This window comes from Celerinatantimonas yamalensis (assembly GCF_046054155.1).
Lineage (GTDB): Bacteria > Pseudomonadota > Gammaproteobacteria > Enterobacterales > Celerinatantimonadaceae > Celerinatantimonas > Celerinatantimonas yamalensis.
The window spans coordinates 789,928-814,874 of sequence record NZ_JBEQCT010000001.1 but is presented as its reverse complement, the minus strand read 5'-3'; the positions used below and the strand labels follow the sequence as shown (position 1 = coordinate 814,874).

General features: G+C 43.5%; 21 protein-coding genes, 1 other RNA gene and 2 pseudogenes. 12 read left to right on the top strand and 12 right to left on the bottom strand.

All coding sequences use genetic code 11. The features are described from left to right. Positions 1–16 precede the first annotated feature (16 nt). Positions 17–1,360: an N-succinylarginine dihydrolase gene (astB, locus tag ABUE30_RS03855; RefSeq protein WP_408622343.1), complete on the bottom strand. Its 1,344-nt coding sequence runs from the start codon at positions 1,358–1,360 to the stop codon at positions 17–19. Between the two features lie 323 nt (positions 1,361–1,683). Between astB and topA the strand changes: the two genes are divergently transcribed. The 4 genes from topA (at position 1,684) to ffs (ending at position 8,155) form a co-directional block, all read left to right on the top strand. Next, a complete protein-coding gene (gene topA / locus ABUE30_RS03850; RefSeq protein ID WP_408622342.1) occupies positions 1,684–4,311 on the top strand; it encodes a type I DNA topoisomerase in 2,628 nt (875 codons plus the stop codon). A 197-nt stretch (positions 4,312–4,508) separates the two neighbouring features. Further along, positions 4,509–6,581, top strand: a complete 2,073-nt coding sequence (locus ABUE30_RS03845; RefSeq protein ID WP_408622340.1) for a hypothetical protein — start codon at positions 4,509–4,511, stop codon at positions 6,579–6,581. A gap of 345 nt (positions 6,582–6,926) precedes the next feature. Further along, complete coding sequence (pfkA, locus tag ABUE30_RS03840; RefSeq protein WP_408622339.1) at positions 6,927–7,889, top strand: 6-phosphofructokinase; 963 nt, start codon at positions 6,927–6,929, stop codon at positions 7,887–7,889. Positions 7,890–8,058: 169 nt separating this feature from the next. Next, positions 8,059–8,155: signal recognition particle sRNA small type (ffs, locus tag ABUE30_RS03835), an RNA gene on the top strand. A 423-nt stretch (positions 8,156–8,578) separates the two neighbouring features. On the opposite strand, the pseudogene ABUE30_RS03830 reads toward ffs, so the two are convergent. Continuing rightward, a pseudogene (locus ABUE30_RS03830) lies at positions 8,579–9,222 on the bottom strand (ISAs1 family transposase); the annotation flags it as partial. A 131-nt stretch (positions 9,223–9,353) separates the two neighbouring features. Here ABUE30_RS03830 and ABUE30_RS03825 point away from each other — a divergent pair. Continuing rightward, positions 9,354–9,938 (top strand): AAA family ATPase, encoded by a 585-nt coding sequence (locus ABUE30_RS03825; protein WP_408622338.1) that lies wholly within the window; start codon positions 9,354–9,356, stop codon positions 9,936–9,938. A gap of 129 nt (positions 9,939–10,067) precedes the next feature. Here ABUE30_RS03825 and ABUE30_RS03820 read toward each other — a convergent pair whose 3' ends face one another. Then, entirely contained in the window at positions 10,068–10,481 is a 414-nt protein-coding gene (locus ABUE30_RS03820) for a DoxX family protein (RefSeq protein WP_408622337.1), read from the bottom strand. Between the two features lie 189 nt (positions 10,482–10,670). Next, positions 10,671–10,992 (bottom strand): annotated as a pseudogene (locus ABUE30_RS03815) (transposase); the annotation flags it as partial. A 355-nt stretch (positions 10,993–11,347) separates the two neighbouring features. Here ABUE30_RS03815 and ABUE30_RS03810 point away from each other — a divergent pair. The 5 genes from ABUE30_RS03810 to ABUE30_RS03790 all read left to right on the top strand — a co-directional run bounded on the left by ABUE30_RS03810 (position 11,348) and on the right by ABUE30_RS03790 (position 16,092). Next, positions 11,348–12,709, top strand: a complete 1,362-nt coding sequence (locus tag ABUE30_RS03810) for a DNA-3-methyladenine glycosylase 2 family protein (RefSeq protein ID WP_408622336.1) — start codon at positions 11,348–11,350, stop codon at positions 12,707–12,709. 1 nt (position 12,710) lies between these two features. After that, positions 12,711–13,205: a methylated-DNA--[protein]-cysteine S-methyltransferase gene (locus ABUE30_RS03805; protein ID WP_408622335.1), complete on the top strand. Its 495-nt coding sequence runs from the start codon at positions 12,711–12,713 to the stop codon at positions 13,203–13,205. Positions 13,206–13,377: 172 nt separating this feature from the next. Further along, entirely contained in the window at positions 13,378–14,262 is an 885-nt protein-coding gene (locus tag ABUE30_RS03800) for a LysR family transcriptional regulator (protein ID WP_408622535.1), read from the top strand. Positions 14,263–14,569: 307 nt separating this feature from the next. Beyond that, positions 14,570–15,484: an AEC family transporter gene (locus tag ABUE30_RS03795; RefSeq protein ID WP_408622334.1), complete on the top strand. Its 915-nt coding sequence runs from the start codon at positions 14,570–14,572 to the stop codon at positions 15,482–15,484. A gap of 68 nt (positions 15,485–15,552) precedes the next feature. Next, positions 15,553–16,092: a GNAT family N-acetyltransferase gene (locus ABUE30_RS03790; protein WP_408622333.1), complete on the top strand. Its 540-nt coding sequence runs from the start codon at positions 15,553–15,555 to the stop codon at positions 16,090–16,092. Positions 16,093–16,531: 439 nt separating this feature from the next. Here ABUE30_RS03790 and ABUE30_RS03785 read toward each other — a convergent pair whose 3' ends face one another. From ABUE30_RS03785 to ectA, 7 genes are all read right to left on the bottom strand, one after another. Then, complete coding sequence (locus ABUE30_RS03785; RefSeq protein ID WP_408622332.1) at positions 16,532–16,903, bottom strand: M14 family metallopeptidase; 372 nt, start codon at positions 16,901–16,903, stop codon at positions 16,532–16,534. 39 nt (positions 16,904–16,942) lie between these two features. Continuing rightward, positions 16,943–17,749 carry a transporter substrate-binding domain-containing protein gene (locus ABUE30_RS03780; protein ID WP_408622331.1) on the bottom strand — a complete coding sequence of 269 codons (807 nt, stop codon included), beginning with the start codon at positions 17,747–17,749 and terminating at the stop codon, positions 16,943–16,945. A gap of 564 nt (positions 17,750–18,313) precedes the next feature. After that, on the bottom strand, positions 18,314–19,768 hold the full coding sequence (locus ABUE30_RS03775; RefSeq protein WP_408622330.1) for an aspartate kinase: 1,455 nt from the start codon (positions 19,766–19,768) through the stop codon (positions 18,314–18,316). Between the two features lie 47 nt (positions 19,769–19,815). After that, on the bottom strand, positions 19,816–20,220 hold the full coding sequence (locus ABUE30_RS03770) for an ectoine synthase (RefSeq protein WP_408622329.1): 405 nt from the start codon (positions 20,218–20,220) through the stop codon (positions 19,816–19,818). After that, on the bottom strand, positions 20,217–20,483 hold the full coding sequence (locus ABUE30_RS03765) for a hypothetical protein (protein ID WP_408622328.1): 267 nt from the start codon (positions 20,481–20,483) through the stop codon (positions 20,217–20,219). The genes ABUE30_RS03770 and ABUE30_RS03765 overlap by 4 nt, the downstream gene beginning before the upstream one ends. Next, positions 20,467–21,771, bottom strand: a complete 1,305-nt coding sequence (gene ectB / locus ABUE30_RS03760) for a diaminobutyrate--2-oxoglutarate transaminase (protein ID WP_408622327.1) — start codon at positions 21,769–21,771, stop codon at positions 20,467–20,469. The genes ABUE30_RS03765 and ectB overlap by 17 nt, the downstream gene beginning before the upstream one ends. Positions 21,772–21,822: 51 nt before the next feature. Beyond that, positions 21,823–22,311, bottom strand: a complete 489-nt coding sequence (ectA, locus tag ABUE30_RS03755; protein WP_408622326.1) for a diaminobutyrate acetyltransferase — start codon at positions 22,309–22,311, stop codon at positions 21,823–21,825. Positions 22,312–22,742: 431 nt separating this feature from the next. On the opposite strand from ectA, the gene ABUE30_RS03750 reads away from it, so the two are divergent. Then, complete coding sequence (locus tag ABUE30_RS03750; RefSeq protein WP_408622325.1) at positions 22,743–23,135, top strand: NUDIX hydrolase; 393 nt, start codon at positions 22,743–22,745, stop codon at positions 23,133–23,135. 50 nt (positions 23,136–23,185) lie between these two features. Here ABUE30_RS03750 and ABUE30_RS03745 read toward each other — a convergent pair whose 3' ends face one another. After that, a complete protein-coding gene (locus ABUE30_RS03745; protein WP_408622324.1) occupies positions 23,186–23,734 on the bottom strand; it encodes a glutathione peroxidase in 549 nt (182 codons plus the stop codon). A gap of 349 nt (positions 23,735–24,083) precedes the next feature. Here ABUE30_RS03745 and ABUE30_RS03740 point away from each other — a divergent pair, with 349 nt between their 5' ends. Further along, complete coding sequence (locus tag ABUE30_RS03740) at positions 24,084–24,938, top strand: formate dehydrogenase accessory sulfurtransferase FdhD (RefSeq protein ID WP_408622323.1); 855 nt, start codon at positions 24,084–24,086, stop codon at positions 24,936–24,938. Positions 24,939–24,947 lie beyond the last annotated feature (9 nt).

Genomic DNA, 24,947 nt, shown 5'->3' with positions numbered 1-24,947 from the left:
CTCAGGGGCATTTACATTACCCGACTTGTTGGAAGGGGTAGACCGAACCTAATTTAAGAATATATGTCAGCTCGTCAAGCGCTGTATATGACTCGGTGATAAGTGAAGGGTCTTTAAGATCATCAAAACTGAGTCGATCACGATAATGTTTATCAACCCACTGATTAAGCGTGTTAAATAGCGTATCATCTAGCAAGGTATTGGGGTTCACAGCGCTTAGTTCTTGATCGCTCAATGCTACGCGAAGCCTTAAACAGGCAGGCCCACCACCATTGCGCATACTTTGTTTTACATCAAAATAAAGCACCTGCTGAATCGGCGTGTTACGTGTCAAAATATCGTCTAGCAAAGCTTTCACTGCAGGTGTTTCTTGACAATCAGTTGGCGCGATGATCGCCATCGTGCCATTATTTAATGTGACGATTTGAGTATTAAATAAATAGCTCTTAACCGCATCAGCTAAGTTGACTTGCTGCTCGCTCACTTGGATAAAGTGCAGATCAGTGTTAGGGAGTAAGCGGCGAATATCTTGACACAACTGTTCTGGATGTAAAAATGCCTGCTCGTGGTAGAAAAAGACATTCTGGTTGCCGACGGCAATCACATCGTTATGAAAAACCCCTTGATCAATCACCGCTGGATTTTGCTGAATAAACAAGGCTGTTTCTTCATCGAGACCATGTAGGCGGGCAATCGCTTGCGAAGCTTCAAGCGTTTGCCGGGCCGGAAATTTGTGCGGCTGGAGGTGTTCATTTTGAGAACAACTACGTCCGTAGACGAATAGTTCTAAGCCCGCATGACCGTATTGTTGACATAATCGTGTATGGTTAGCTGCGCCTTCATCGCCAAAATCGGTGTGTGATGGTAGATGTTGATGATGTGCAAAATATTTGCTGTCGTGAAAAGTTGCTTTTAGAATGGCGCCCGTAACGTCGGGTTCGATAGAGCGATGAAACTTATCAACGAGATTGGCTGGTGTAAAGTGAACACGACCATCTTGCGTGTCGGCGCTGGGGGAAACGGTCGCTGCATTTGCAGTCCACATGCTTGATGCTGAATAGCATGCTAATAGTGCCTGAGGACAACGCAAGGCGGCTTGTTCTAACACTTTTGCATCTGTTCCGCTAAAACCAAGTCGTCGCAATGTGGTTAAATCAGGGCGCTGTTGAGGAGCAAGTACGCCTTGGGTTAATCCTAAATCAGTCAGTGATTTCATCTTCGCCAGACCTTGTTTGGCGGCTTCTCGTGGGTTGGACTGATTCTTAGCATTGGATACTGATGCTACGTTGCCAAATGATAACCCAGCATAGTTATGAGTTGGTCCAACTAGGCCATCAAAGTTTACTTCGTAATGTTTCATAGCTATCCTCAGCGCTTAAGAGAGATTTAATTGATTGAATTATTGGTTATATCCTGTGCAAAAGTATGGCAAAACAGTGCAATTTTATCTATGGTTTTGTCGCAATCGAGGTGCTAAGGATGAGTGATTCAGCGAATCAACTAAATCAGTTTGAGTCGATTTATACCGATTAGTTTGTGAGTGCACAATGAAGCGATAGACGTATGTCTGAATGAAACAAGGTTGCAAATTAAGGTTGAGCTTGCGAGGATGTGCCGCAAGACTAGGTATAATTTCTTTTTATAAGCCCGTCGCAGATATGCGGGTCAATGGTATTTGAGAGCATGAGTAAATCACTGGTTATTGTGGAGTCGCCAGCCAAGGCGAAAACGATCAATAAGTATCTTGGCAATCAGTTTGTTGTTAAATCCAGCGTAGGGCATGTGCGTGACCTACCGAAGAGTGGTTCAGGCGTAACGACAAAGAAAAAAGCGACCCCAGTATCGACTAAGGGGTTGTCTGCGCAGGATAAAGCGCAAATCAAAAAGGAACGAGAACAGCAAGCGCTAGTGACCCGAATGGGAATTGACCCTGACCATGGTTGGCAGGCGAACTATCAAGTCGTGCCTGGTAAAGAGAAAGTGGTTAAAGAGCTAAAGCAGCTTGCTGAAAAAGCCGATACTATCTATCTAGCGACGGATTTAGACCGCGAAGGGGAAGCGATTGCTTGGCACCTGCGTGAAATTATTGGCGGTGATGACTCACGTTTTAAGCGTGTGGTGTTTAATGAAATAACGAAGACAGCCATTCAACAGGCCTTTTCCAAACCTGGTAAATTGAATGTCGACAGAGTCAATGCGCAGCAAGCACGGCGTTTTTTGGATCGTGTCGTCGGATATATGGTTTCACCCTTGCTGTGGAAAAAGATAGCTCGGGGCTTGTCAGCCGGTCGCGTACAATCGGTTGCCGTGCGTTTAGTGGTTGAACGTGAGCGCGAGATTAAAGCCTTTGTTCCTGAGGAATACTGGAATATATTTGCTGATTTATTAAGCAGTGAGCAAGCCAATCTGCGCATGCAAGTGGCTAAATTTAAAGGCAAGACGTTCGACGCGCACACGAAAGATCAAGCTGATGTTGCTTTAGCGGCTCTTAAAACTGCGCAATATCAACTGATTAAGCGCGAGGATAAGCCGACTAAAACGAGGCCGCGGGCTCCTTTTATTACCTCGACGTTACAACAAGCTGCCAGTGTGCGACTCGGTTATGGGGTGAAACGGACCATGATGTTGGCGCAACGCCTCTATGAAGCCGGTTACATCACCTATATGCGTACTGACTCGACCAATCTTAGTCAAGACGCACTCAGTGCGGTTCGCGACTTTATCGGTGAGCAGTATGGTGAGCGTTATCTTCCTGGGAAAGCCAATAGTTACAGCAACAAAGAAGGGGCCCAAGAAGCGCATGAAGCGATCCGCCCGAGTGCAGTAACGGTTAAATCTGGCGATCTCAGTGATGTTGATAATGATGCAAAAAAACTGTATGAGTTGATTTGGCGTCAATTTGTTGCCTGTCAGATGACGCCTGCAGAATATGACTCGACGACCTTGACTGTGCAAGCGGGTGACTATGAGCTTAAAGCGCGCGGGCGTATTTTGCGTTTTGATGGTTGGACTAAAGTCATGCCGACCTCGAGTTCAAAAAAAGAGGAAGACCAAACATTACCTTCAGTGTATGAAGGTGAGATATTAGCCCTTAGTGCACTTGATCCGCAGCAGCTGTTTACCAAGCCGCCAGCTCGTTTCAATGAAGCGTCGCTGGTTAAAGAGTTAGAAAAACGCGGTATTGGTCGACCATCAACCTATGCATCGATTATTTCAACGATTCAAGATCGTGGCTACGTGCATGTGGAAAATCGGCGTTTTTATGCAGAAAAAATGGGCGAGATTGTGACCGATCGCCTGTGTGAAAACTTTGCCAACTTACTCAGTTATGATTTTACCGCCAATATGGAGGCGGAGTTGGATGAAGTTGCTGAAGGGCATCGCAATTGGAAACAAACGCTCGATCAATTCTATGTCGATTTTTCGCATAAGCTGCATGCCGCTGAAGATGATGATCATGGGATGCGAGCGAACACGCCAGTCTTGACGGATATTGATTGCCCACAGTGCGGCCGGAAAATGGGGATACGAACTGCCAGTACTGGTGTGTTCTTAGGTTGTAGTGGCTATGCCTTACCCCCTAAAGAGCGCTGTAAATGCACGATTAACTTGATCCCTGGTGAAGAAGTCGTTACTACCGATGAAGAAGAGTTAGAGACCGAAGCGTTGCGAGCCAAAGAACGTTGCCCTAAATGTGGTACAGCGATGGATAGCTACTTAATTGATGAGCATCGTAAATTGCACGTGTGTGGTAATAACCCTGATTGCGATGGACATGTCATAGAACAAGGGAACTTTAAAATTAAAGGGTACGATGGGCCTGTCGTCGAATGTGAAAAATGTGGTCATGATATGCAGCTTAAAACTGGGCGATTTGGCAAGTATATGGCATGTACTAATGCCGAATGTAACAACACACGGAAGATCCTTAAAAATGGTGAAGTTGCACCGCCTCGAGAAGACCCTGTGCATTTGCCGGAGCTAAAGTGTAGCCAAAGTGATGCATATTTTGTGTTGCGTGATGGGGCTTCAGGATTATTTTTAGCCGCAAATACATTCCCCAAATCGCGTGAAACACGGGCACCACAAGTGGCCGAATTGCAGCGCTTTAGGGGGCGTATTTCACCTAAGTTTTACTATTTGGCGGATGCCCCTACTCATGATCCAGACGGATTACCTGCGGTGGTACGCTACAGTCGTAAAAATAAAGAGCAATATGTGATGACTGAGGTCGACAAAAAAGCGACTGGCTGGTCAGCGATATATCACGACGGGCATTGGCAAGTAAACGATAAACGTAAAAAAAAGTAACGCTGTTCCAATAAAAAACCGGTCCTGAAAAGGTCGGTTTTTTGTGAACACAAAGGCTCGAATAAGGTGATTTACAGCTAGTTATTTTAATAAAAAATATAAATATTAATACATTAGTTGGATAAACTTGCACTATGGGAATTTATCAACCTTAATTAGAGCAATGCTAAATCTGCGCTCAATATAAGGACAATGGAATGGGCCAAGATAATCTACCAATAGAGCACCTGTATTACACCGAAAATGACCTTGAGCAAATTTTAGAAAATCTCGATGTAATTCGCCAGAAGATAAGCCCTGATCTAGTTGATGGCGACAAAGCACAAGAGCAGAATTTTCCATCCGTCTGTTTGATCGGTTTGGGACGCTGTGGCTCAAATATTGCCTTGGATGTGGCAACACTAGTATTTAATGCGCGCACCAACTACATCAGTGAACTCGAATATCAGCAACAAAAAGCGCATGAACGAGAATTTGAGCCGATGCGCTGGATCAAAAATCACCTTCCCCTTGAAAATAAAAGCCAAGCGCAACCGGTCTTTTTAATTGAGCCGATCGTGATGCTTGGCGATCTAGATAAAGATATTGAAGGGCGGATCCGTTTTTCTAGTCAAAATGGACGGGCTCGCTTTTTAAAAGAATACCGCAAATTACAGGTCATGGACCTGTCTGAGGTTCATGCTGGTGGGGCAGGGAATGCACCTATCTTGGGGCAATATCTTGCTAAAATTATTCTCAATAAAGATACCTCAAGCTTTCGGAATGACAGTTGGCGGCACATGCATTCTTATTTGGTTGACTCCTGTGGTATTAAAGCGAATCAGTCAAGATTGTATTTTTATATTTTTAGTGCAGGTGGCGGTACCGGTTCGGGGATGGCCTCTGAGTTTGGTTTGGCACAGCAATTCTCCTATTTAAGCAAGACATTTGATTATCGTGCGGTACAAAACCAACAGGTAGATAAACGTCATAGTTTTGTCTTTGAACCGATTTTTACCTCGGGGATCTGCATTTTACCGAATATTTCAGGGCACGATTTAGATATATCTGAGGCTCTGCACATCAATGCGGGACGACTACTGACCAAATATATCTCAGAGGAATGGAATTTTTCTTATAACGAAGAGCGTGAAGAAGACGAAGTCCCAGAGGATGTGATGAAGCGGATTCGTCCTTGGAATGCGATGATGCTCATTTCTAATGACATTATGCGTTATGCTCAAGAGGCAAATGGTGAGTCATCAAGCGACATTGATGTGAACACCATGGAAAAGTACGCCAACCAATATATCTCCCAGCAAATTTTTAATATTTTAACCGCGCAAGCGGTCACCACTGATTACGACGAAGATTATTTTCGACGCGCTGGGATTGATATCGCTGAAACCATTCGTTTAGATGCCAATGATCTTTTTATGAGTTTAGCGGGCCCAGTTGCTGTGGCTTATGCTGAAAGTGTAGTAAGTGATAATGCCCACCAAGAGGCGGTTGATATCGATGATCTATTTTGCCGTTCTATCGATTTACCCCACTTCAATGATAGTACTTCAGCGATTGAAGGGATTAGTATCTTACCAATTGAGTCAGAACGTTACCGTCAGGCAATTATTGACTATCGTGCTAGTGGATATGATCCCAGTGAATTAAATCGGCTGCATTTTTATAAAAATTGTTCATCTGTCGTTTCGATTATCTCGTTACCACGCGATTATAAACTGTCCTTTAGCGCTCTGAATCGTTTGAAAATTCATTTGAACCGCCTGTGTCCGAATACGACCTTAAAACGCTATGCACTTGTGATTGGTGCTTCTGCTAACTTATCATTGACCACCTTAATCGCCAAAAGTCCTTGCCTAAGTGATGACTTTTTAACACTCATGGTCGCTTATATGAAACGTTGTTTTGCCAAAGATGAGTACCGTTTCAGTGATGACATCGATAAAGCTGTGATTGATTTAATTCGCTCTGATGTATTTGATGACAGTTTGGTTGAACGTTACTTCAGCCAGTATGAAAATCCGGCGAAAATTCTTGATACCAACTGGTATGCCATCAAACCGATGTATGAGAAAAAATATCGCGAGTTAATTGAAGACCAGCAGCGTTTCGTCTCCATCAATGATATACGCTTAGACATCAACAACGTCAAAAATGCGATCCGTTATTTGCGTGAAATTTATCGGCATCGAATCAGCAAAACAAACATATTATCATTGAATGATGATATTTTATCTTCGCTAGGGCATGGAAGTGGTGACAAACTGCTTTAACAAGGTTGAAGCCGTGTTCAGCGTTCGTTTCGATTTCTACTGCAACACCTGGTAAACGGTTACCGGGTGCTGCAGAATGTAGAAAAAGTGTTTTAAACCTAGTCTGCTACCTAAAATTTGATCCTTATTTTTGTAATATTCTTACTTAAATATTAAAGTGTTTGAGGCTAGTCATTAAAGTTTAGCTTTAAGTGTGGCAGAATACCCCCATGAAATGACAGGTTGCGGTACATCTATCGAAAAGAGGCCTCATAGAGTGGATATTTCAACTTTGCTCATCGCTATCTAAGCGAACAGATGTAATATTTTTTCAACATTTCCAACAGGATGAATTGAGAGGAACCAATGGTAAAAAAAATTGGTGTTCTAACCAGTGGCGGTGATGCACCGGGTATGAATGCGGCAATCCGGGCCGTGGTACGCACCGGATTATCTTATGATCTTGAAGTCTTTGGTATTTACGACGGTTATTTCGGTCTGCATCAAAACAAAATTAAAAAGATGGAACGTTACAGCGTGTCTGATATCATCAACCGTGGCGGTACGTTCTTGGGTTCTGCACGTTTCCCTGAGTTTAAAGACGAAAAGATCCGTGAAGAAGCCGTCGCGAATTTGAAAAAACACGACATTGACGCACTCGTCGTTATCGGTGGTGATGGCTCTTATATGGGCGCTAAGAAACTTACCGAGATGGGATTCCCTTGTATTGGTATTCCAGGAACGATTGATAATGATATTGCGGGCACCGATTATACCATTGGTTTTGACACGGCCTTAAACACAGCTATTGATGCGATTGACCGTATTCGTGATACGTCATCATCGCATAATCGTATTTCTGTCGTTGAAATTATGGGCCGTTATTGCGGTGATTTAGCTCTACAAGCTGCTATTGCGGGTGGTGCTGAATACTTAATTATCCCAGAAGTTGGCTTTAGCCGCACCGATTTGCTCAAAAGCTTAAATGAAGGCAAATTAAAAGGGAAAAAACACGCCATTATTGCTATCACTGAACATATTACCAACGTCAATGAACTGGCCGCTGGGATTGAGATGGCAACGGGCCGTGAAACACGAGCAACGGTATTGGGACATATTCAGCGAGGTGGTTCACCGACAGCGCGTGACCGTGTGCTTGCGAGTTGGATGGGTGGATATGCGGTTGAGCTGTTGCTCGACGGTAAAGGTGGCCGTTGTATTGGTATACAAAACAATCAGCTCGTGCACCACGACATTATTGAATGTATTGAAAATATGCGTCGACCATTTTCGCAAGACCTCTATACATTGCAACAAAAATTATTTTAATGTTTTTGGGCCGTTATTGGACGGCCCTTCTGTTTGATGATGTGTTTTTGACTGAAATTTCAGCAAACAACGGGTAAAGGGGTAATCTGAGCTTGCATTCTCAAGCATGGTTGTTATTATCCTGCCCACGTTTAGCGTAATTATTGTTAAACGCCTATTATGGTGGTTCTGCGGGTTCTCCCGCATCGATACTCTGTGAACCCGGTCAGGCCTGGAAGGGAGCAGCCGCAGCAGACGACTCGAGTGCCGGGGTGTTGCTCGTAGAACCACCACCCAATTTGTCGCTGAAAGCATAAATTGTCCTGATCGTTTGCTATAAATCAGTCGGTTAGCAACACGATAAAGCCATAAGATGTCCTTTTAAACCCCATAAAGTGTCCTAAACCTAATTTGGTTGTTTTTTACAATGATATGGGATGTTTACACGTTCAAAATCTTCGTAAACCTTCTGCAAATAAAAACGCTTATAAGTTCGTTAGTGCGAAAAATGGTTGCATGATAAAGTGCGAAAGCTCTTTAGAGGACGACTGTTGCTACCATTTGGAATATTCTGGTGGTGTGGTTAGTCAGAGTCGCATGAGCGGTTAACATTCACCCACTTCGTTAAAACCAGCTTTAATACTGATTCCAGCATGACTGTGTTCATTATTTAGCGCTTCTTCTTGCCCATAATACTTAATCTAGTTTGTCTCACTTCGAAGCATTTTAGAGCAGATGTAGTAACGGAACTCTAAGTTGACTGACTTTCCTTTATCGAGGTGAAAATTTTCTACCATCACGATGCGTTACAGGCCTTTCCAGCGTGAGAAGTTGCCCTCCAGTTTCAAACTGTCAAAAACGTAACACAGCTGCGATTCGATACGGTCATGTTTGTCTTCGAATTTGAGGTTATCTGCCAGATTAGCTTGCTGCGATGAAATCGCATTTTCTATTGCTTGTCGAAGCTTGTCTTGATTTCTTTTAACCCGCAAGCAGGTAATCACCACCTTGGTCTATTATGGCTTTGGCTTTGGCTATGTGAGTTGGTATGCCATGGCATTAATCGTGGCTAGGGAGCCTCTGCGATCGAAGATTTGTATCAGCTCAGGGCCTCTCGGTTATCTCGTTACTTTTTTGCTCAGTCTTTAGCTGGCCGAACACCAATTTATTTGAACAAGTATATACACTCATCATATGGAGAGTACTGACTCTTTCTTCACGGTTGGATTAGCCACGAAGCGAGTGTATGCACCGAAGACATTTTATTCACGAAACGATCATGGAATGGCTCTGAGTCAATCGCCGATATGATGCGAGCGATGGTGTCATCAGCAGGGATACCGATTAAAAATAAAACAATAAGGCCGAGTGAGCTAGAATTTATAAGAAATTCGCTATTCGGCAGTTTCCTTGATTTTGTTCACTACATTTGCAAATGCCTGAGATACGATGAATGTAGTTTTTATGTTTTGGTAGGGATCCGCTATGAAACGACTCATTCTTGTTACGTCGCCGCCAGCGAGTGGTAAAACGTATATTTCTAAACAGTTAGCTAAAGAATTAAAACATGTGGTTTATCTGGATAAAGACACGTTGATTGTGCTGTCGCATCAGATTTTTAAAGTGGCACATCAGCAAGTAAACCGCAGTTCAGATTTTTTTGAAGCAAATATTCGTGATTATGAATATCAGGCGACGTTAGCATTGGCGATGGAAGCGTTAGAATACGATGACATTGTGCTGATTAATGCGCCGTTTACTCGCGAGATCCGTGATGTTGACTACATTACGAATCTGAAAAAACAGTTAATAGACAAACAGGCAAGATTAACAGTCGTTTGGGTGATCACCAATGTTGATGTTATCAAACAGAGAATGATTGCGCGTAATTCATCTCGCGATACTTGGAAGCTTGAGCATTGGGATGAGTACATTCAAGGTGTTAATTTTGATATTCCAGAAAAGCTGGATGATCCAGATGTAATTGATGATTTCTTGATTTTTAAAAATTCCAATGATGCCGAATATGAGCAGTCGATGAAACATATTTTAGCTATTCTGGAAGGTTAAAAGACGTCACTCATTTGAGACTGCACCTGCGCAGTGATATTGGGTTGTGGTGGAAAATCTGAGGTGTGATTAAGCTATGGGCGCAGGGGCGGGTTTCGAGCCACTTGATGTGAGTGGCTCGGGTGAATACTATTTTTGATCGAGTGAATATTTGCCCGGGCCGGTTAAGGCAAGCAACAGTAGGCCACCCATGATACTAATATTTTTATAGAAGTTAATCATATCGCCATATGCTTGCATGCCGGATTCATTCCAATAATGATGCCCAATCAGCGCCGTGAGAAGGGTATACACCATCATAAATAAGGCGATGGGGCGGGTGTAAAATCCGATGACTAGGAGTAATCCTAGCCCAAATTCAATCATCACAACGATGGCTGCCGTTATTGTCGGAAATGGTAAATGCTCAGCGGCCATATAGCCTGCAGCGTTACCAAAACCGACCAACTTTTGCCAGCCGAAAATAACGAACAATAGCATTAATAAAATACGAGCAGCGAACAAAAGTGGGTTTTTGTATTTTTCGAGTGAAAAATAACGCATTTTTTCATCCTAAAGTTGATTCCATCTTTCTCGAATGTCAGTGGTTATGACTGAAGCATCGAGCTGAAATAGTGTACAAGTGGTATATGCCGCCATTATTCAGTAAACTAGTTTGATGATCAATGAGCTATTTTGAGAATAATAGTCGCTATTAAGTGGACGATTAGTTATCGGTGCGGATTTTGTTTTGTCGAGGTGATATCGATACACCGAATCGCTAATACCAACAGCGGATAAGCAAGCCTTAAACTGACGTTATGCCGTTGTCGAGCTTAATCGACAAGCTCACACTTCATCGTGGCTTTACAGCTTTGTTTCACAATGTCTTTGAGTATCCGAGGATCTAAACTTAATTCAGCAAACATGGATTCTAAGCGGCGATTTTCATATTTAAGCTCTTTAAATCTTTTATATCAGATGGTTACATACCACCGTATTTCGATTTTTGGTGGTAATAGGTTGCATCCGATATACCCTATTCACGACAGACTTCTTTAACCTGTCGGCTCATTTCTACTTCCTTCAAGATCTTGACGATCTAAGTTTCGGTATGACGTGATTTTTTCATAACGAGTTATCCTATCCATTCAGTGTAATCAGAGAAATTCCAAAATGGTATGCCATTATTTTATGGGAGAGTTACAAAAGGATTGCGGCCAACACTACTTTGAGGCGAATTGGGTGGCAGGATATTTTGGGACACCATTTACGGGCTAATTGAGTCACCGGATATGGGCGTTATCGTGGTTATGTGCGTAACCGGAAGAGAGAACTGCCACCTGTGTCATATTCAGTTCCGGAAATGGCGCTATCGGAGGGATTTCCCATGTATAGTAGCCATAAGATAACAGACAGCGGGAACCGATATGCTCCATCCCTATACTGACCTGACTGCAGAACAATGCCGACAGGCGCGGTTGTCTCGCGATCGCCGTTTTGACGGTTGTTTTTTTATTGCGGTAAAAACCACTGGTATTTTTTGTCGCCCGATATGTCCGGCAAAACTGCCAAGTGAAGAAAATGTGGAATACTTTTCCGATAAAACACAGGCACTTCAGGCAGGATATCGTCCCTGCCTGCGTTGCCGACCTGACAGCGCGCCGTCCTCGTGGGCGTGGAAAGGGGTTGAAACCACATATCTACGCGCTCTGAGGAATATTGAGCAAGGTGCATTAACGCAGGGATCCGTCGCGTATCTAGCTGAGCGGCTAGGGATTACCGATCGGTATTTACGTCAGCTGTTTCAGCGTTATCTGGGTATGTCACCCAAACAGTATGATCTCTACCAGAAACTGATGTTCGCAAAGCAGTTGCTGCATTCAAGTAGCTTGTCTGTGACCGATATTGGTTTTGCAGCAGGGTTTAACAGTACTCGTCGCTTTCAGGATGCCTTTCGTAAGCAGATGAAACTGCGTCCGTCCGATATTCGGCGTAATCAGACCGTAACCGCAAGACCCCAAATTCAGTTGTCCTATAGGGGAAAGCTGAACTGGCCTCATATGCTGGCTTTCTACCGTTTGCGTGCCATTAAGGGGCTAGAGACAGTGGATGAACATAGCTATGCTCGTCAAGTCCGTATCGGCGATCATACCGTGGGGTTTCGCATCATGGCAGATAACAAGCAACGTCTGATGATGGAAGTGCAAAGTGATGCAATCGATGTGTTAAAACCGCTTATTTGCGGAGTGCGTCGTATGTTGGATCTGGATGCAGATACTGAGGTGATAGAGCAGTATCTTGGGCAACTGGCGCACGGCATGGTCAAACAGCCGGGAATTCGAATTCCCGGCGTATGGAATCCATGGGAAGCTGGTGTCAGGGCCATTCTTGGCCAGCAGGTATCGGTAAAAGGGGCAACTACCAAGCTGAATCAGTTGGTGGAGGGGATCACTACGCATGGCAATAGTGTCTGTTTTCCAACGCCGGATACTGTGGCAGATGGCGATCTTGAGTTTCTTAAAATGCCCCAAAGCCGCAAAGATACATTGAAACGATTTGCTGAGCATATTCGCCAATATCCGGATTCTGATCCCATGGAGTGGCTCAAGCTTAAAGGAATTGGACCATGGACTGTCAGTTACGCTCAGCTACGGGGGTTGTCGTTAACCGACTGTTTTCTTGTGTCGGATTTGATCGTAAAAAAACAGTTGGCGCATTTCTCAGGGTTATCGGAAGAGACAGTATCCCCATGGGGCAGTTACGCCACATTTCACTTATGGAATCAATAAGATGATGTATTTTACCCATGCGGCTACGCTCTTGGGCGATGTCACCATTCAAACCTGTGAACGAGGAATCAGCGGGATATGGTTTGAAACTCAAACGACACTACCCGACGATTTGGGTCGCAGAAACGATCAACATCCCATGTTGGTGGCGGTTATCCTTCAGCTTAATGAGTATTTAGCTGGAAAACGCACAAGGTTCACTTTGCCGGTGGTCATGACGGGGACTCCTTTTCAGCGTTCAGTTTGGCAGGCATTAATGACCATCCCATTTGGTGAAACACGAACCTATCAGCAACTGGCTAATGCGATAGGTCATCCTCGTGCTGTGCGTGCGGTAGGGGCGGCCAATGGACGAAATCCCATCTCAATTATTGTTCCTTGTCATCGGGTGATTGGATCCAATGGAAAACTGACTGGCTATGCGGGTGGAGTCGAACGTAAAGCTGCATTGCTACAGTTAGAAGGGGTCCGCTCCATGTTGGAAAAGGGAGCTTAATAAAAAAGTAGAAAGGCCGCATAATGCGGCCTTTCTATGTTTAAAGTTAGTTTCTGTTGATTCCAGTTATTGTAAATTTACAGCGCAGTTTTATTATTCAGTAAACAAATTTGACGATTAATGAGCTATTATTGTGAATAACCGTCACCATTTAGTAGACACTGAATTAGCGATGCAAATAGATGATCTGAAAATTTTTTTGGCGGTAGCTCAAGTCGGCCGCTTTACGAAAGCCAGTGAACAACTGATGTTATCTAAGCAATATGTCAGTCGACGAGTAGCGGCGCTTGAAGCATCACTGAATGTACAGCTGTTCGTGCGCAATACTCGTAAGCTGTCGATTACCGAAGCCGGTGAGCGATTTAAAACCCATGCCGAGCAGATCTTAGATGACATTGATCAGATGAAACAGGCTATGTCTATTCAGAACCAGCAATTACATGGTTCATTTAAAATTAGTCTGCCAATGTCGTATGGAATGAGTCACCTCTCACCAATTATCTGTCAATTTCTCAGAGAAAATGCGGGCGTCTCTTGCCAAGTGGAGCTTGCTGATCGCTATGTCGATGTTATCGGTGAAGGGTTTGATTTGGCACTTCGAGTTGGCCGTTTGGCTGATTCAACTTTAATTGCTCGGCACTTAGGTAAGCTCAATCGAGTTTTATGTTGTAGCCCTGATTATATTCGGCGCTGTGGCGTTCCGACATCACCTGAGCAGTTGTTGCAGCATAGTTGTTTGCGTTTTGGCTTAAAAACTCAGATGAACTGGGACTTGTGCGTTGAAGGGCAGCTTAAACTATATAGCGTGAGTGGGCCAATGGTTGCTAATAATGGCGAGACATTAGCGCACGCTGCTGTAGCAGGTCTTGGAATCACGTTATTACCTGAGTTCATTGTTGCAAAGTCACTTGCTTCGGGCGCGTTGGTGACCGTTCTCGATGAATTTCGCCCACCGCTGTTAGATATTCACGTCGTTTACCCACAGCATCGCCAACAAAGTGTGATGACACAAAAGTTATTAGAGTTCTTAAAACAGCAAACGGCCGCTTTAGTGTGATAACCATGAAAGTTCAGCGTTAGCGGTTTCACCCGCCAATACGAGCGACATTGCTAAGTTGCAGGTGCGCTCATCTCTCTGAATTGTCCTCCAATTGCGTCGTGCTTTGACACGTATTTTTTACCCCGTAATTTCAGTGGTACTTCACACGTGGGCAGTGACAAAGCAAGGCATGGTTTGTGAGCTGTCAAGATAAGCTTCGATCTCTTTATAAATGATCGCATAAAAACAAATTATCCATGTACAATATCGAGTATCTTATTATTTTTCATTCTAGTGATCATTGTTTATGCATCTTGATGTAATGATGAATCAAATTAGCGTGTTATTTTTGTTAATGGGGTTGGGGTTCGGTTTAGCTAAATATAAAGTTTTTAGCGCGCCAACATTTCAACAATTGACATGGCTGTTGTGTTATATCGTCATGCCATGCTTGATCTTAAAGGCGTTTCAAACACCATTTTCAGAGAGCATGTTGGATCAATTTTTGCTGATGTTTTTAACTTCAGCCGGCATTCATCTATTGTACATTTTTTTAAGTAAAGTCTTATTGAATCGAAAAACTATCAGACAGTCTAATCTGGTGATGCCGATGCAATTTACCGCAGTGTATTCCAATTGTGGCTTTATGGGGATCCCTCTAGTAGCGGCATTGATGGGGGATGCAGGGGTATTTTACGGCTCAGTATATATTGCGGTGAACGGGTTGTTTGTTTGGACGCACGGTGTTGTTATCTATACCGGAAAATTTGACCGCCATTCATTGCTTAAAGTGATATCTAATCCAAATACGGTCGCTTCTTTGGTTGGGATCTGCTTTTTTGTTTTGTCTATTAAATTGCCAAAACCGCTCTATTCGACCTTAGGGTATATTGCAAATATGAACACGGCTATCTCGATGATCGTTGTGGGCGCGGCTATGACCCAAATTCAACTGCGAACCATCTGGTTAAGCGGTTATGCCTGGATCAGTGTGCTGATGCGCAATCTGTTATTTCCTTTTGTCGCCTTATTGGTGTTATTGATGTTTGGCTTGCATGGTTCTTTGTTGATGATTGCCATGGTGCTGGCTGCTTGTCCTGTTGCTGGAATGTCGGTTCTATTTGCCCAACTGACCGGCAAAGATACGAGCTTCCCATGCAAGAGCTTAACGCTCTCGACGTTAGCGAGTTTAGTGACGCTACCGATCATGCTGTCATTAACGGCTTTTTGGGGCGGGTAGTATTTTATCACTCGTTGAATGGACATGTGAATAAACGCACTGTTGAAGGCAGAATCTAAGCGATGACGATGAAATTAATTGTTCCGACATTAGCACTTAAAAACGCATTTGATGCATTTTATGATGATTATATTCGCCATGATGCGATGAATGCTGAGCGTTATCGCCTTGGGCATCATGATTATGCAAGCTATATTCATCAGCTCGATAATGAGGCAAATGGGATTAATTTGCGTACAGGGTATGTCCCGAGTGACCATTATTGGTTGGTGGATAATCACTGCTCGCATCTTTTGGGGTGTATTCGTTTACGTCATCGTATTGACAATGACTTCTTATACCAAGAGGGTGGGCATATTGGTTACGATATGATGCCGAGTGCTCGGCGCCAAGGGAATGGATCATTGATGTTGAAGCTTGTGCTAGTAAAAGCGAGAGAAAAGGGCTTTAGCAAAGTATTAGTGACGGCCGATCAGGATAATATTGCTTCGCGCAAAGTGATTGAGAACAATGGTGGACAATTGGAAAATATGATATTTGGTCCCGTTTTATCAAGATGTATTGCGCGCTACTGGATTGATCTAACAAATTATCCTTGCAGTTGTTGATATAAGCTATTTGGGGCTCTACGGGCTGGGTCTTAGATTTGAGCATCATTCGATGTACCCGATTTTGAGTGGCCTGTTTGCATACGCTCTGCCAAATTGAATAGTCGCACGTGACACTCTTTTTTTTTGATTGCTCTTATACCTTGTTATAGCTGATTCACATCTGTCACTCCCCGCAGTTCAATGGTGACCGGCTTAAGGCCCAACGGAATAGGGTAGCTTTGCCCACAATGCTGTTTGAAATAGCGTCATGGTTCATAGCAGGTTTCATCAAAAGGTTTACCGCTTGAAATCTCTGCGAGTAATTGGACCTCAGTCCCTAAATAACGCGCCAAAGGTTCGATATCTGGCTATGCCTGTGGAATGGTGTACAAATGGGCGCTAGCTTGCCAATTACAATGCAGGTCCAACATGAGTCGGCATCATGTGCCAAGTAGAGTCATGTGGCTCGCAGTGAGTCTAATTCAGTCACTGGCTTTAAGGCTTTGAGCCGTGTTGCTAAGGTTTGGCGGATCAGCATTTGCTTAGAAGATGCATCGCCGCTAAATTGATCTTTTAACTGCCGCGCTAAGGTTGGGCTGAAGACGGGATAGTGACGATTGAAATTCTGACCACTAGTTTGTTCAAAGCGCACCAGATGCATCTCTTGTTGAAACTGGTTTAAAGCAATCGGGTTAACCGCAGGGATAACGGTGATTGAGGGGACTAGCTGGCTACTTTTAATTAGCTGCTGCTTAAGGGACCAAGCAACCACCATTCCGGGCAATTCATCATGTAATTGATGCTTGAATATAGGCTTTGGTTGGTGCATAAGATATTCCTGTGAAGCCACCGTGTAGACAAAGGGTGATTATCGGTGCTGTTGAGGGATCACGATGATATCGGTCTCGAAATATTTTTTCTGAATTTTTTGAAGTGTGCCATTTTGAGCAAGTGTTATTAAGGCATTATCAATCGCTGCTTTAAGTTGTGTATCGTTTTTACGCAGGCCGATAGCGGTTGGCCCGACCAATCCTTTGGAGGGAATTGGCTGACCTGTTAAGGCGAACCCTTTGGCGCGAGGTTGAGACAAAAAGCCAATTTTGGCTTGCACTGCATCAGTCAATAAAGCGTCAATCTGCCCGGATAATAGATCTGATTCCACTTGTGACTGATCGGCATAAATGACCACATCGACCCCATGGGGCTGCCATTTCGCTTTGGCATAGGTTTCTTGCACCGTGCCTTGTTCAACACCGATGCGCATGCCAAGCAGAGACTTAGCGTTGGGTTCTAGATGTTTCCCTTTGTGTGTAACCAAGCGAATGGGAGTATTGTAGATTGGAATAGAAAAGTTGATCTGTTTTAAACGTGCTTCCGTGATCCCCATATCAGAGAGAATGGCATCAAATTTATGCGCTTTTAAGGCGGGGATCATCGTATCAAAACTACTTTCAACCCAATGACATTGAGCACCAACTTGCCGGCAAATAGCATTCCCTAAATCGATATCAAAGCCGATTATTTTGCCGTCGGGCTGTTTGGATTCAAAAGGAGGGTATGTTGGATCAACGGCAAAACGAATTTGGGTAATTTGTGCTTGTGCTGAAAATGTCAGGGTGCTGAGTATGGTTAACAGGCTGCTTTTAACAAACGTTGAGATACGTGATGTTACCATCGATGATTCCCTTATAATTTTCACTAATAGCTGTAAATAATGGATGGAACACCATAGCATCGAATAGCTAAATTGGAAAATGGATAGACGTGATTACCTGACTTAAAGGACCCGGTTATTGACTGACTCAGTCATTGCCATAAAAATTGGTTTTTCCTGTACTTGAATGATAGTAAGAACAATTACTTAGGATGAGCCAGCCGCATCTAGCTCAAGTCGTGGGGTTTTGGCAGCATTGAGTTGTTGAATGTTTGGTTCTAGATTTACAACAGACTTGTTATAAAGTCGAGTTAGGTTCGATATAGCGTTGCGGATTTCAAAGCAAGTAAACCTAATGATTTGGGTTAGATTGGTTAGTGTTAGGCTATAAAGCACGCTCAACTATTTTTCTAGAGTGGTGTTATAGGAGAAAGAAGCGTGTGTCTAATTCGCTGCCCCGATGTAAAGCGTCGATACCGGTCTGGTTACCTAAAGTTTCTAGTGGATCACCAACAAACGACAACCCCGTAATTAAAAAGAAAGGGTGGTTTTTTAATTACGGGACAAAATTTACGAGTCATGAGGTTATGACGCTAAACAGATAGCGCGACCGTGGTCGTGAATTTCGACCAAACATTGATGCAAGCTTTGGGTCGCTTTGTGGTAGTCATTTTGGTGGATAATAAATTGGATATCCACCTCGCGTGGGGATTGATGAACGGCTTTGATTTGAATCTGATGATTAGCCAAACATTGTGTAGTTTTCGCTAAAATGCCTGGGACACGAAGATCGCTACCGATAGCACATACCATGGCAACTTGCTGTTGATCAATAATGGCTTCATCGAAATGTTCTTCAAGCGCGCGACGTACCCTCTTAATGATTTTCAAACTTGCACTAATATAGTGGGTAATTGTATTGGCATTGGTATCTTTGGCTATCACTGGAATGTTAAACCGTGCTAATTGTTTTAGAATTTCAAGATCATAATGAATATGATTGCCACTCATATTTTGATCATAGACTTCCAGTGCATATAAGCCTTGTGTGCCTGCGATGATCTCAGCACAGGGTTTTTCACTGACATAGTCACGGGTGATTAACGTACCCGTATGTTCAGGCTCAAAGGTATTTTTGATTCGCAGAGGAATGTCATGTTGGCGTAATCCTTTAGCTGCTTTAGGATGAATTGCCTCCATTCCTAAGTTTGCTAACTGGTCAGCCACATCATAGTTGGTGCGACCAATTGGAACCGCTTTATCGGTACCGACGACGCGAGGGTCGGCACTGCTGAGATGGAACTCTTTATGAATGATCGCTTCATCCGCTTCAAACATGACGGCAATTCGGCTAAACGTCATTTCGCTATAACCGCGATCAAATGTCGACATCAACCCTTCTTGCGTGTGAGCATAACCGGTCGTAATGGGCAGTTCATTGGCCAAATCAATATCATCAAATGCACTTTTTATTCGCTCATCAAGGTTTTGTTCCGCATCGTCTTGCCAACCCGTTAGATCGACAAATCGAGCATTAATGCCATCGTTTTTAAGTCGTTCTGCCATATTCCACGCACTATGTGATTCACCAAGGCTGGCAAGCATCTCGCGTACCGTCGCTAAATGATCAGCCAGTGAGAAATGTCCGTGTCGGCAAAGATTTTCCAAATCCTCAAGGCAGTGTCGTGCGCGCGTCAAACGGTTGCTCATAAACGCATTAGCTGCGTCGCACAAGGTTGAGTCGTCAGCAAATAGCTCTGCATTAATTTGTTGCATTTCGATATCTAATTGTCGTAATGCGTCTTGCCAGCTATCATCTTGGCGCCCATTAGCAAAAAGTGCATAGATGCCGGGTTGACCACTTTTTTTATGTTCCAATAAACGGTCAGTGATGCCGGCATAAGCCGACACCACGAGGATGCGATGATAGGGTGGTTTACTGCGACCTGAACGGCGAATGATGTTATCGCGAACTGAGTCATAACGACTCATGGATGTTCCACCAATTTTTTCAACCGTCAGATGATGTTGTTTGGCCACCGGGGGGCTCCTCTTATTACTGTAATTTCGCTTCGATAATGATGATGTTAAGCCTCAATTGGAGCGGCTTCTAGATCATAAGAACCATCTGGATTGTGAACTTCACGGCCAGTGAGGGGCGGATTAAACACACAAGCCAGTTTAAGTTCTTCGAAAGCGCGCAACATGTGTGGATCGTGTTGATCGAGAATGTACAAAGTACCGGGAGTAATTGGATAAACTTTACCATCGACTTTGCTTTCAATTTCACCGCGACCGCTGATGCAATACACCGATTCAAAGTGGCGCTTATAATGCAGGAAAAAATCTTTTCCCGCATAAATGGTCGTAATGTTGAATGCATAACCCGTTTGATCTTCTTTGAGCTGCATCCGCGTGCTTTCCCAGTTGCCGTCGGGCGAAACAATACGGCGGTTACTTTGTTCACATTCTTGAAGTGTACGTACAATCATTGATTTTCCTCTTCGTCATTGATAGAAGTTGGTACAACGGCCAATAGAGTTGGCTCGCAGCCGGTTATTGTGGCAGCTTCATCTTTGTCGATAAGACAATGGTCACCTGCATATAAGCTTTGGCGACGGGGCTGTGAGTCACGGCGAATCATGCTCTGGCCTTGATAACAATATAATATCACGGTCTTTTTCGTCGGTTCGAGCAAGCGCCGCTCACCAGCGGCAACCTGCAGCATGGCCTGTTCGTTAGCTTGCAATGTCATATTCAAAATACTCTTTCCCCTCAGGGATCTGTTCTGTCTTCGAACAAATTTCTTGCATTGACTCTTCGAGAATATCTAAGCCATGATTTAACGCTGTTTCGCTTATGGTCAGTGGGCATAAACACTTGATGATTTCATTATCCGCGCCGCTGGTTTCAATAATCAGCCCTTTCTCAAATGCGCGACGGGTTATTTTCCCCGCTAATTCACCTGTGACACAGCTAATGCCACGGAACATTCCACGGCCTTTGGCTGTGAAATTGCCTTCACCATAGGTTGTTGCAAGATGTTCCAAGCGCTGACCTATAATGTCGCCTTTACGGCGAATTTCTTGCTCGAAACCATCATTTGACCAGTAGTGATCAATTGCAACTTTACCTGTTACAAAAGCCATATTGTTGCCGCGGAACGTACCGTTATGTTCTGCAGGCTTCCATTGATCTAATTCCGGGCGCAGTAACAGCAGAGCAAATGGCACACCATAGCCAGAAATTGATTTTGATAGGGTCACCATATCGGGTTGAATCCCTGCCGGTTCAAAGCTAAAGAAGGTGCCAGTTCGACCACAGCCAGCTTGAATATCATCGACAATCAACAAAACATCGTGACGGCGGCAGACGGTTTCCAGTGCTTTAAGCCATTGCATACTAGCGACATTAATACCCCCTTCACCTTGAACAGTTTCGACAATCACCGCAGCGGGTTTATCGACACCACTACTTGGATCGCTTAAGACTTTATCTAGATATTGCGTAGTATCGATGCCGTCGCCCATGTAACCATCAAATGGCATACGGCTATTTCCTCCCATAGTGACACCTGAAGCGCCGCGGTGATGGGAATTACCAGTTGTGCTCAGAGCGCCAAGCGTGACGCCATGGAAGCCATTGGTAAATGAAATAATGTTGTCGCGGTCTTTGACTTTGCGCGCTAATTTCAAGGCTGCTTCAACGGCGTTGGTCCCGGTTGGTCCGGTAAATTGCACAACCATATCGAGCTTGCGAGGATCGAGAATTTTTTCTTTAAAACTTTCTAAAAAGGCAGCTTTCGCTCGGGTGTGCATATCGAGCCCATGGGTGATGCCATCCTCATTGATATAGTCAATGAGCGGTTGTTTAAAAATGTCGTTATTGTGGCCATAGTTTAACGTGCCTGCTCCTGCCAAAAAGTCGAGATAGTTATTACCTTGTTCGTCATAGAGATACTCGCCTTTTGCTTTATGGAAAACACAAGGGAAAGAACGGGCATAGCTTTGTACTGTAGATTCGATTTCATCGAAAATTGTCATCAGTGACTCCTAAGGTCAGTTAGTGATTAACAATGAAGATAGCGAGAGCGGTTAAGCTGCTTGAAAAGGTCCTAATATGACCAATTGTTCGCTGGGATGAGCACCAGCAAAATGTTGCTGGCTATCAAAGTAGGGTTTATCGGCCAACGGCACATTGTGCTGATGAGCGATTGCGCGAAACAGGCCCCATGATGGCTGATTATCATCGGTGATAGTGGTGTGAATGAATTGCGGAGTGATGCGTTCAATTAAGTGATTGAGCATCTGTTTCGCTAAAGATTTCCCTCGAGCCTGACGAGTCACTGCAACTTGCCAGATAAAGAGAGTATTCGGTGAATCAGCAAGCGTATAGCCACTGATAAAACCAACGAGGTGTTGATGCGCATCAAATGCCGCGATACTGGTCGCTGCAAAATGGCTACATTGCAACAGATTGCAGTAACTTGAGTTTGTATCTAATGGCGGACAATCTTGTATTAGTTGGTATACCGCCATTCCATCTTGCAGTGTTGGTTGTCTAAAAATGAACGCATCGTTCATGATTAAATCCTTATTGCTCAAATTATTTATCTGTATCTCATGACTTGTTTTTTTGTTTAAGTATCAAGCCATTAATCCACATTGTTGTATTTTTATTTTGTTTTTTAACTTAGTGTTGTAACTATCGTACACTAAACAATTTTAATGTCTAGTATCATTTTTGTGATCGAAGCACTATATTAAAAAATGTAATAAAATGAAAAAAATAGGCAAATATGGTGAAATTTCCTATAATCAGGCTTTTTTTGATGCTTAAAAGACAATAGGAAATTAATGCTAAATAGTTAGAGCAATAAATGTATTAGCGAGGGTTTTATGAAATTTTCATGAAGATCGCAACAAATAATGTTGACAATTTTCTCGTAATTTATCTAAGTATTTGCGAAAATTAACTTATATATCATCTACTTTCGATAGAATATTTGGTTATTATGATTGATAAATTGGCATGGGTTGTGGTTCAAAATCGACGCTTTTTGGCAACGCGTTCTTATGGTAAATCGCAGTTTTACTTACCGGGTGGCAAACGTGAATCAGGGGAAACGGATCAACAAGCTTTGATTCGGGAAATTCAAGAAGAATTAAGTGTGTCATTAAACCCTGAATCACTTATACCCGCAAAAGTATTCCGTGCGCAGGCAGATGGTAAGCCTCTGGGTGTTGAGGTGCAATTGACTTGTTATTGGGGCGAAACAACTGGAACTGCGTTAGCAAGTGCTGAAATTGAAGAATTAGCTTGGTTAAACAGTCAAGACAAAAGCCGCTGCTCTGTTGCTGCTTTAAAAGTGCTTGATTGGCTTGTGCAGCGTGGTTTGATTGATTAACGGTTACAATGATGCGCAGCTATTATTTGCTGCACATCATGATTAAACAATTAAGCGATAGCGGCTTTAATTGCATTAGTGATTCGTTCATCAATTGGAGTGATATCCGGCGCAAAACGACTAATCACGTCGCCTTGGCGATTGACTAAGAATTTTTCAAAGTTCCAAGTGATATCTGTTTCGTTTTTAGACGCAAGTCCCTTTTCAGTAAGTTTTTGTTCGAGTTGACTGTTTTGATTTCGAACTGCGTTCGGTTGGGCATCGATCAAAGCCTGATACAGAGGATGGCGATCATCACCGTTGACCGAAATTTTACTTGCCATTGGAAAATCAACGCCATAGGTCGCGCTACAAAATGTTGCAATTTCCCCATTGCTGCCAGGCTCTTGTCCAGCAAAATTATTGGCTGGGAAACCAATAATGACTAATCCTTGGGCTTGATATTGGTGATATAAGCTAACTAGCTGTTCGTATTGTGGTGTTAAACCACACTTAGATGCAACATTGACAACTAAAATAACTTTATTTGCATAATCATTAAGAGAACTGCTTTGACCATCAATCATGTCAAATGCAATCGTAGAGATAGGCTGACTCATAAAATCTCTCCATTAGGACGGATAATTAGATCTTCAGCCACGATAACATGCCAAGTTTAGAAGTAAAGATGATAACGCTCGAGGTGTTAATTAGCGCGCATAAATGATTACAAATTAGCAATTTTATTGCAGCATTCAGAGTGCTAAATTGAACTTGACCGAGATGCTGTAGGGGAGTAATTTTATGCTCATTCAAGAAAGAAAACTCGTTAATTTTTCTAGGCATCTACCTTAAAAAACATCATCTGCACACTGCATGCAGCAACACCAATTGTTGTATGACATAGTTATTATTATCGAGACCAGTTTTATAGAATCGACTACTATCTAATTACGGGATGTTTACATTATGTTAACGCATGATCATGCGCCAGGGCTAAGTAGTATCTACCGTCAGCGCATTAATCGCCATCAAGATGCGCAGTTAGAACAAGACTACGTGGCTATTGAAGAGCCATTACAAATTAGTCTTCAATGGTATGACTTGGCGTCTTCTGAGCCGATGCGCCGAGAGTGGAGTATGACAATGCGTACACCTGGCGATGATGTGGCGTTGATACAAGGACTTATTTTAACGCAACAGGTTGTCAATTCACTCGATGATGTCATGTTAATTGAGCCCTTTGATCCTGAAGGACGTCACGCAGCAAATCATCTGGTGGTGACCTTAAAAGAAGGGGTATCACCTGATTGGCAGCAATTACAACGCAGTTATATGAGTCAGTCGAGTTGTGGGATCTGTGGTATGACCTCGATGCGATCGTTATGCTTAAAACATCCGATTAAACTTGATGAACAAGCTGGTTGGCTGGGCGGCGATGATGTATTGGCGATGCCAGAGCAATTACGCCAGATGCAGCCTCTGTTTGCCAAAACGGGAGCCGTCCATGGTGCTGGGTATTGGCATGATCGGCAACTTCCCGTCTTAGCTGAGGATGTTGGGCGCCATAATGCCGTCGATAAGTTGATTGGTCACATATACCAACAAACGCTCTGGCAGGCGCAGTGTGTCCTTGTTTTAAGCGGGCGTGTGAGTTTTGAATTGGTGCAAAAGGCAATGTTGGCTGCGATCCCTGTGATAGTAGCTGTCGGTGCACCATCCAGTTTGGCTATTGATATGGCCAAACAGTTTAATATGACCCTCATTGGGTTTACAAAACGCAACCAGTTTAATGTGTACCATGGACATTGGCGATTGCGATAAGACGGATAG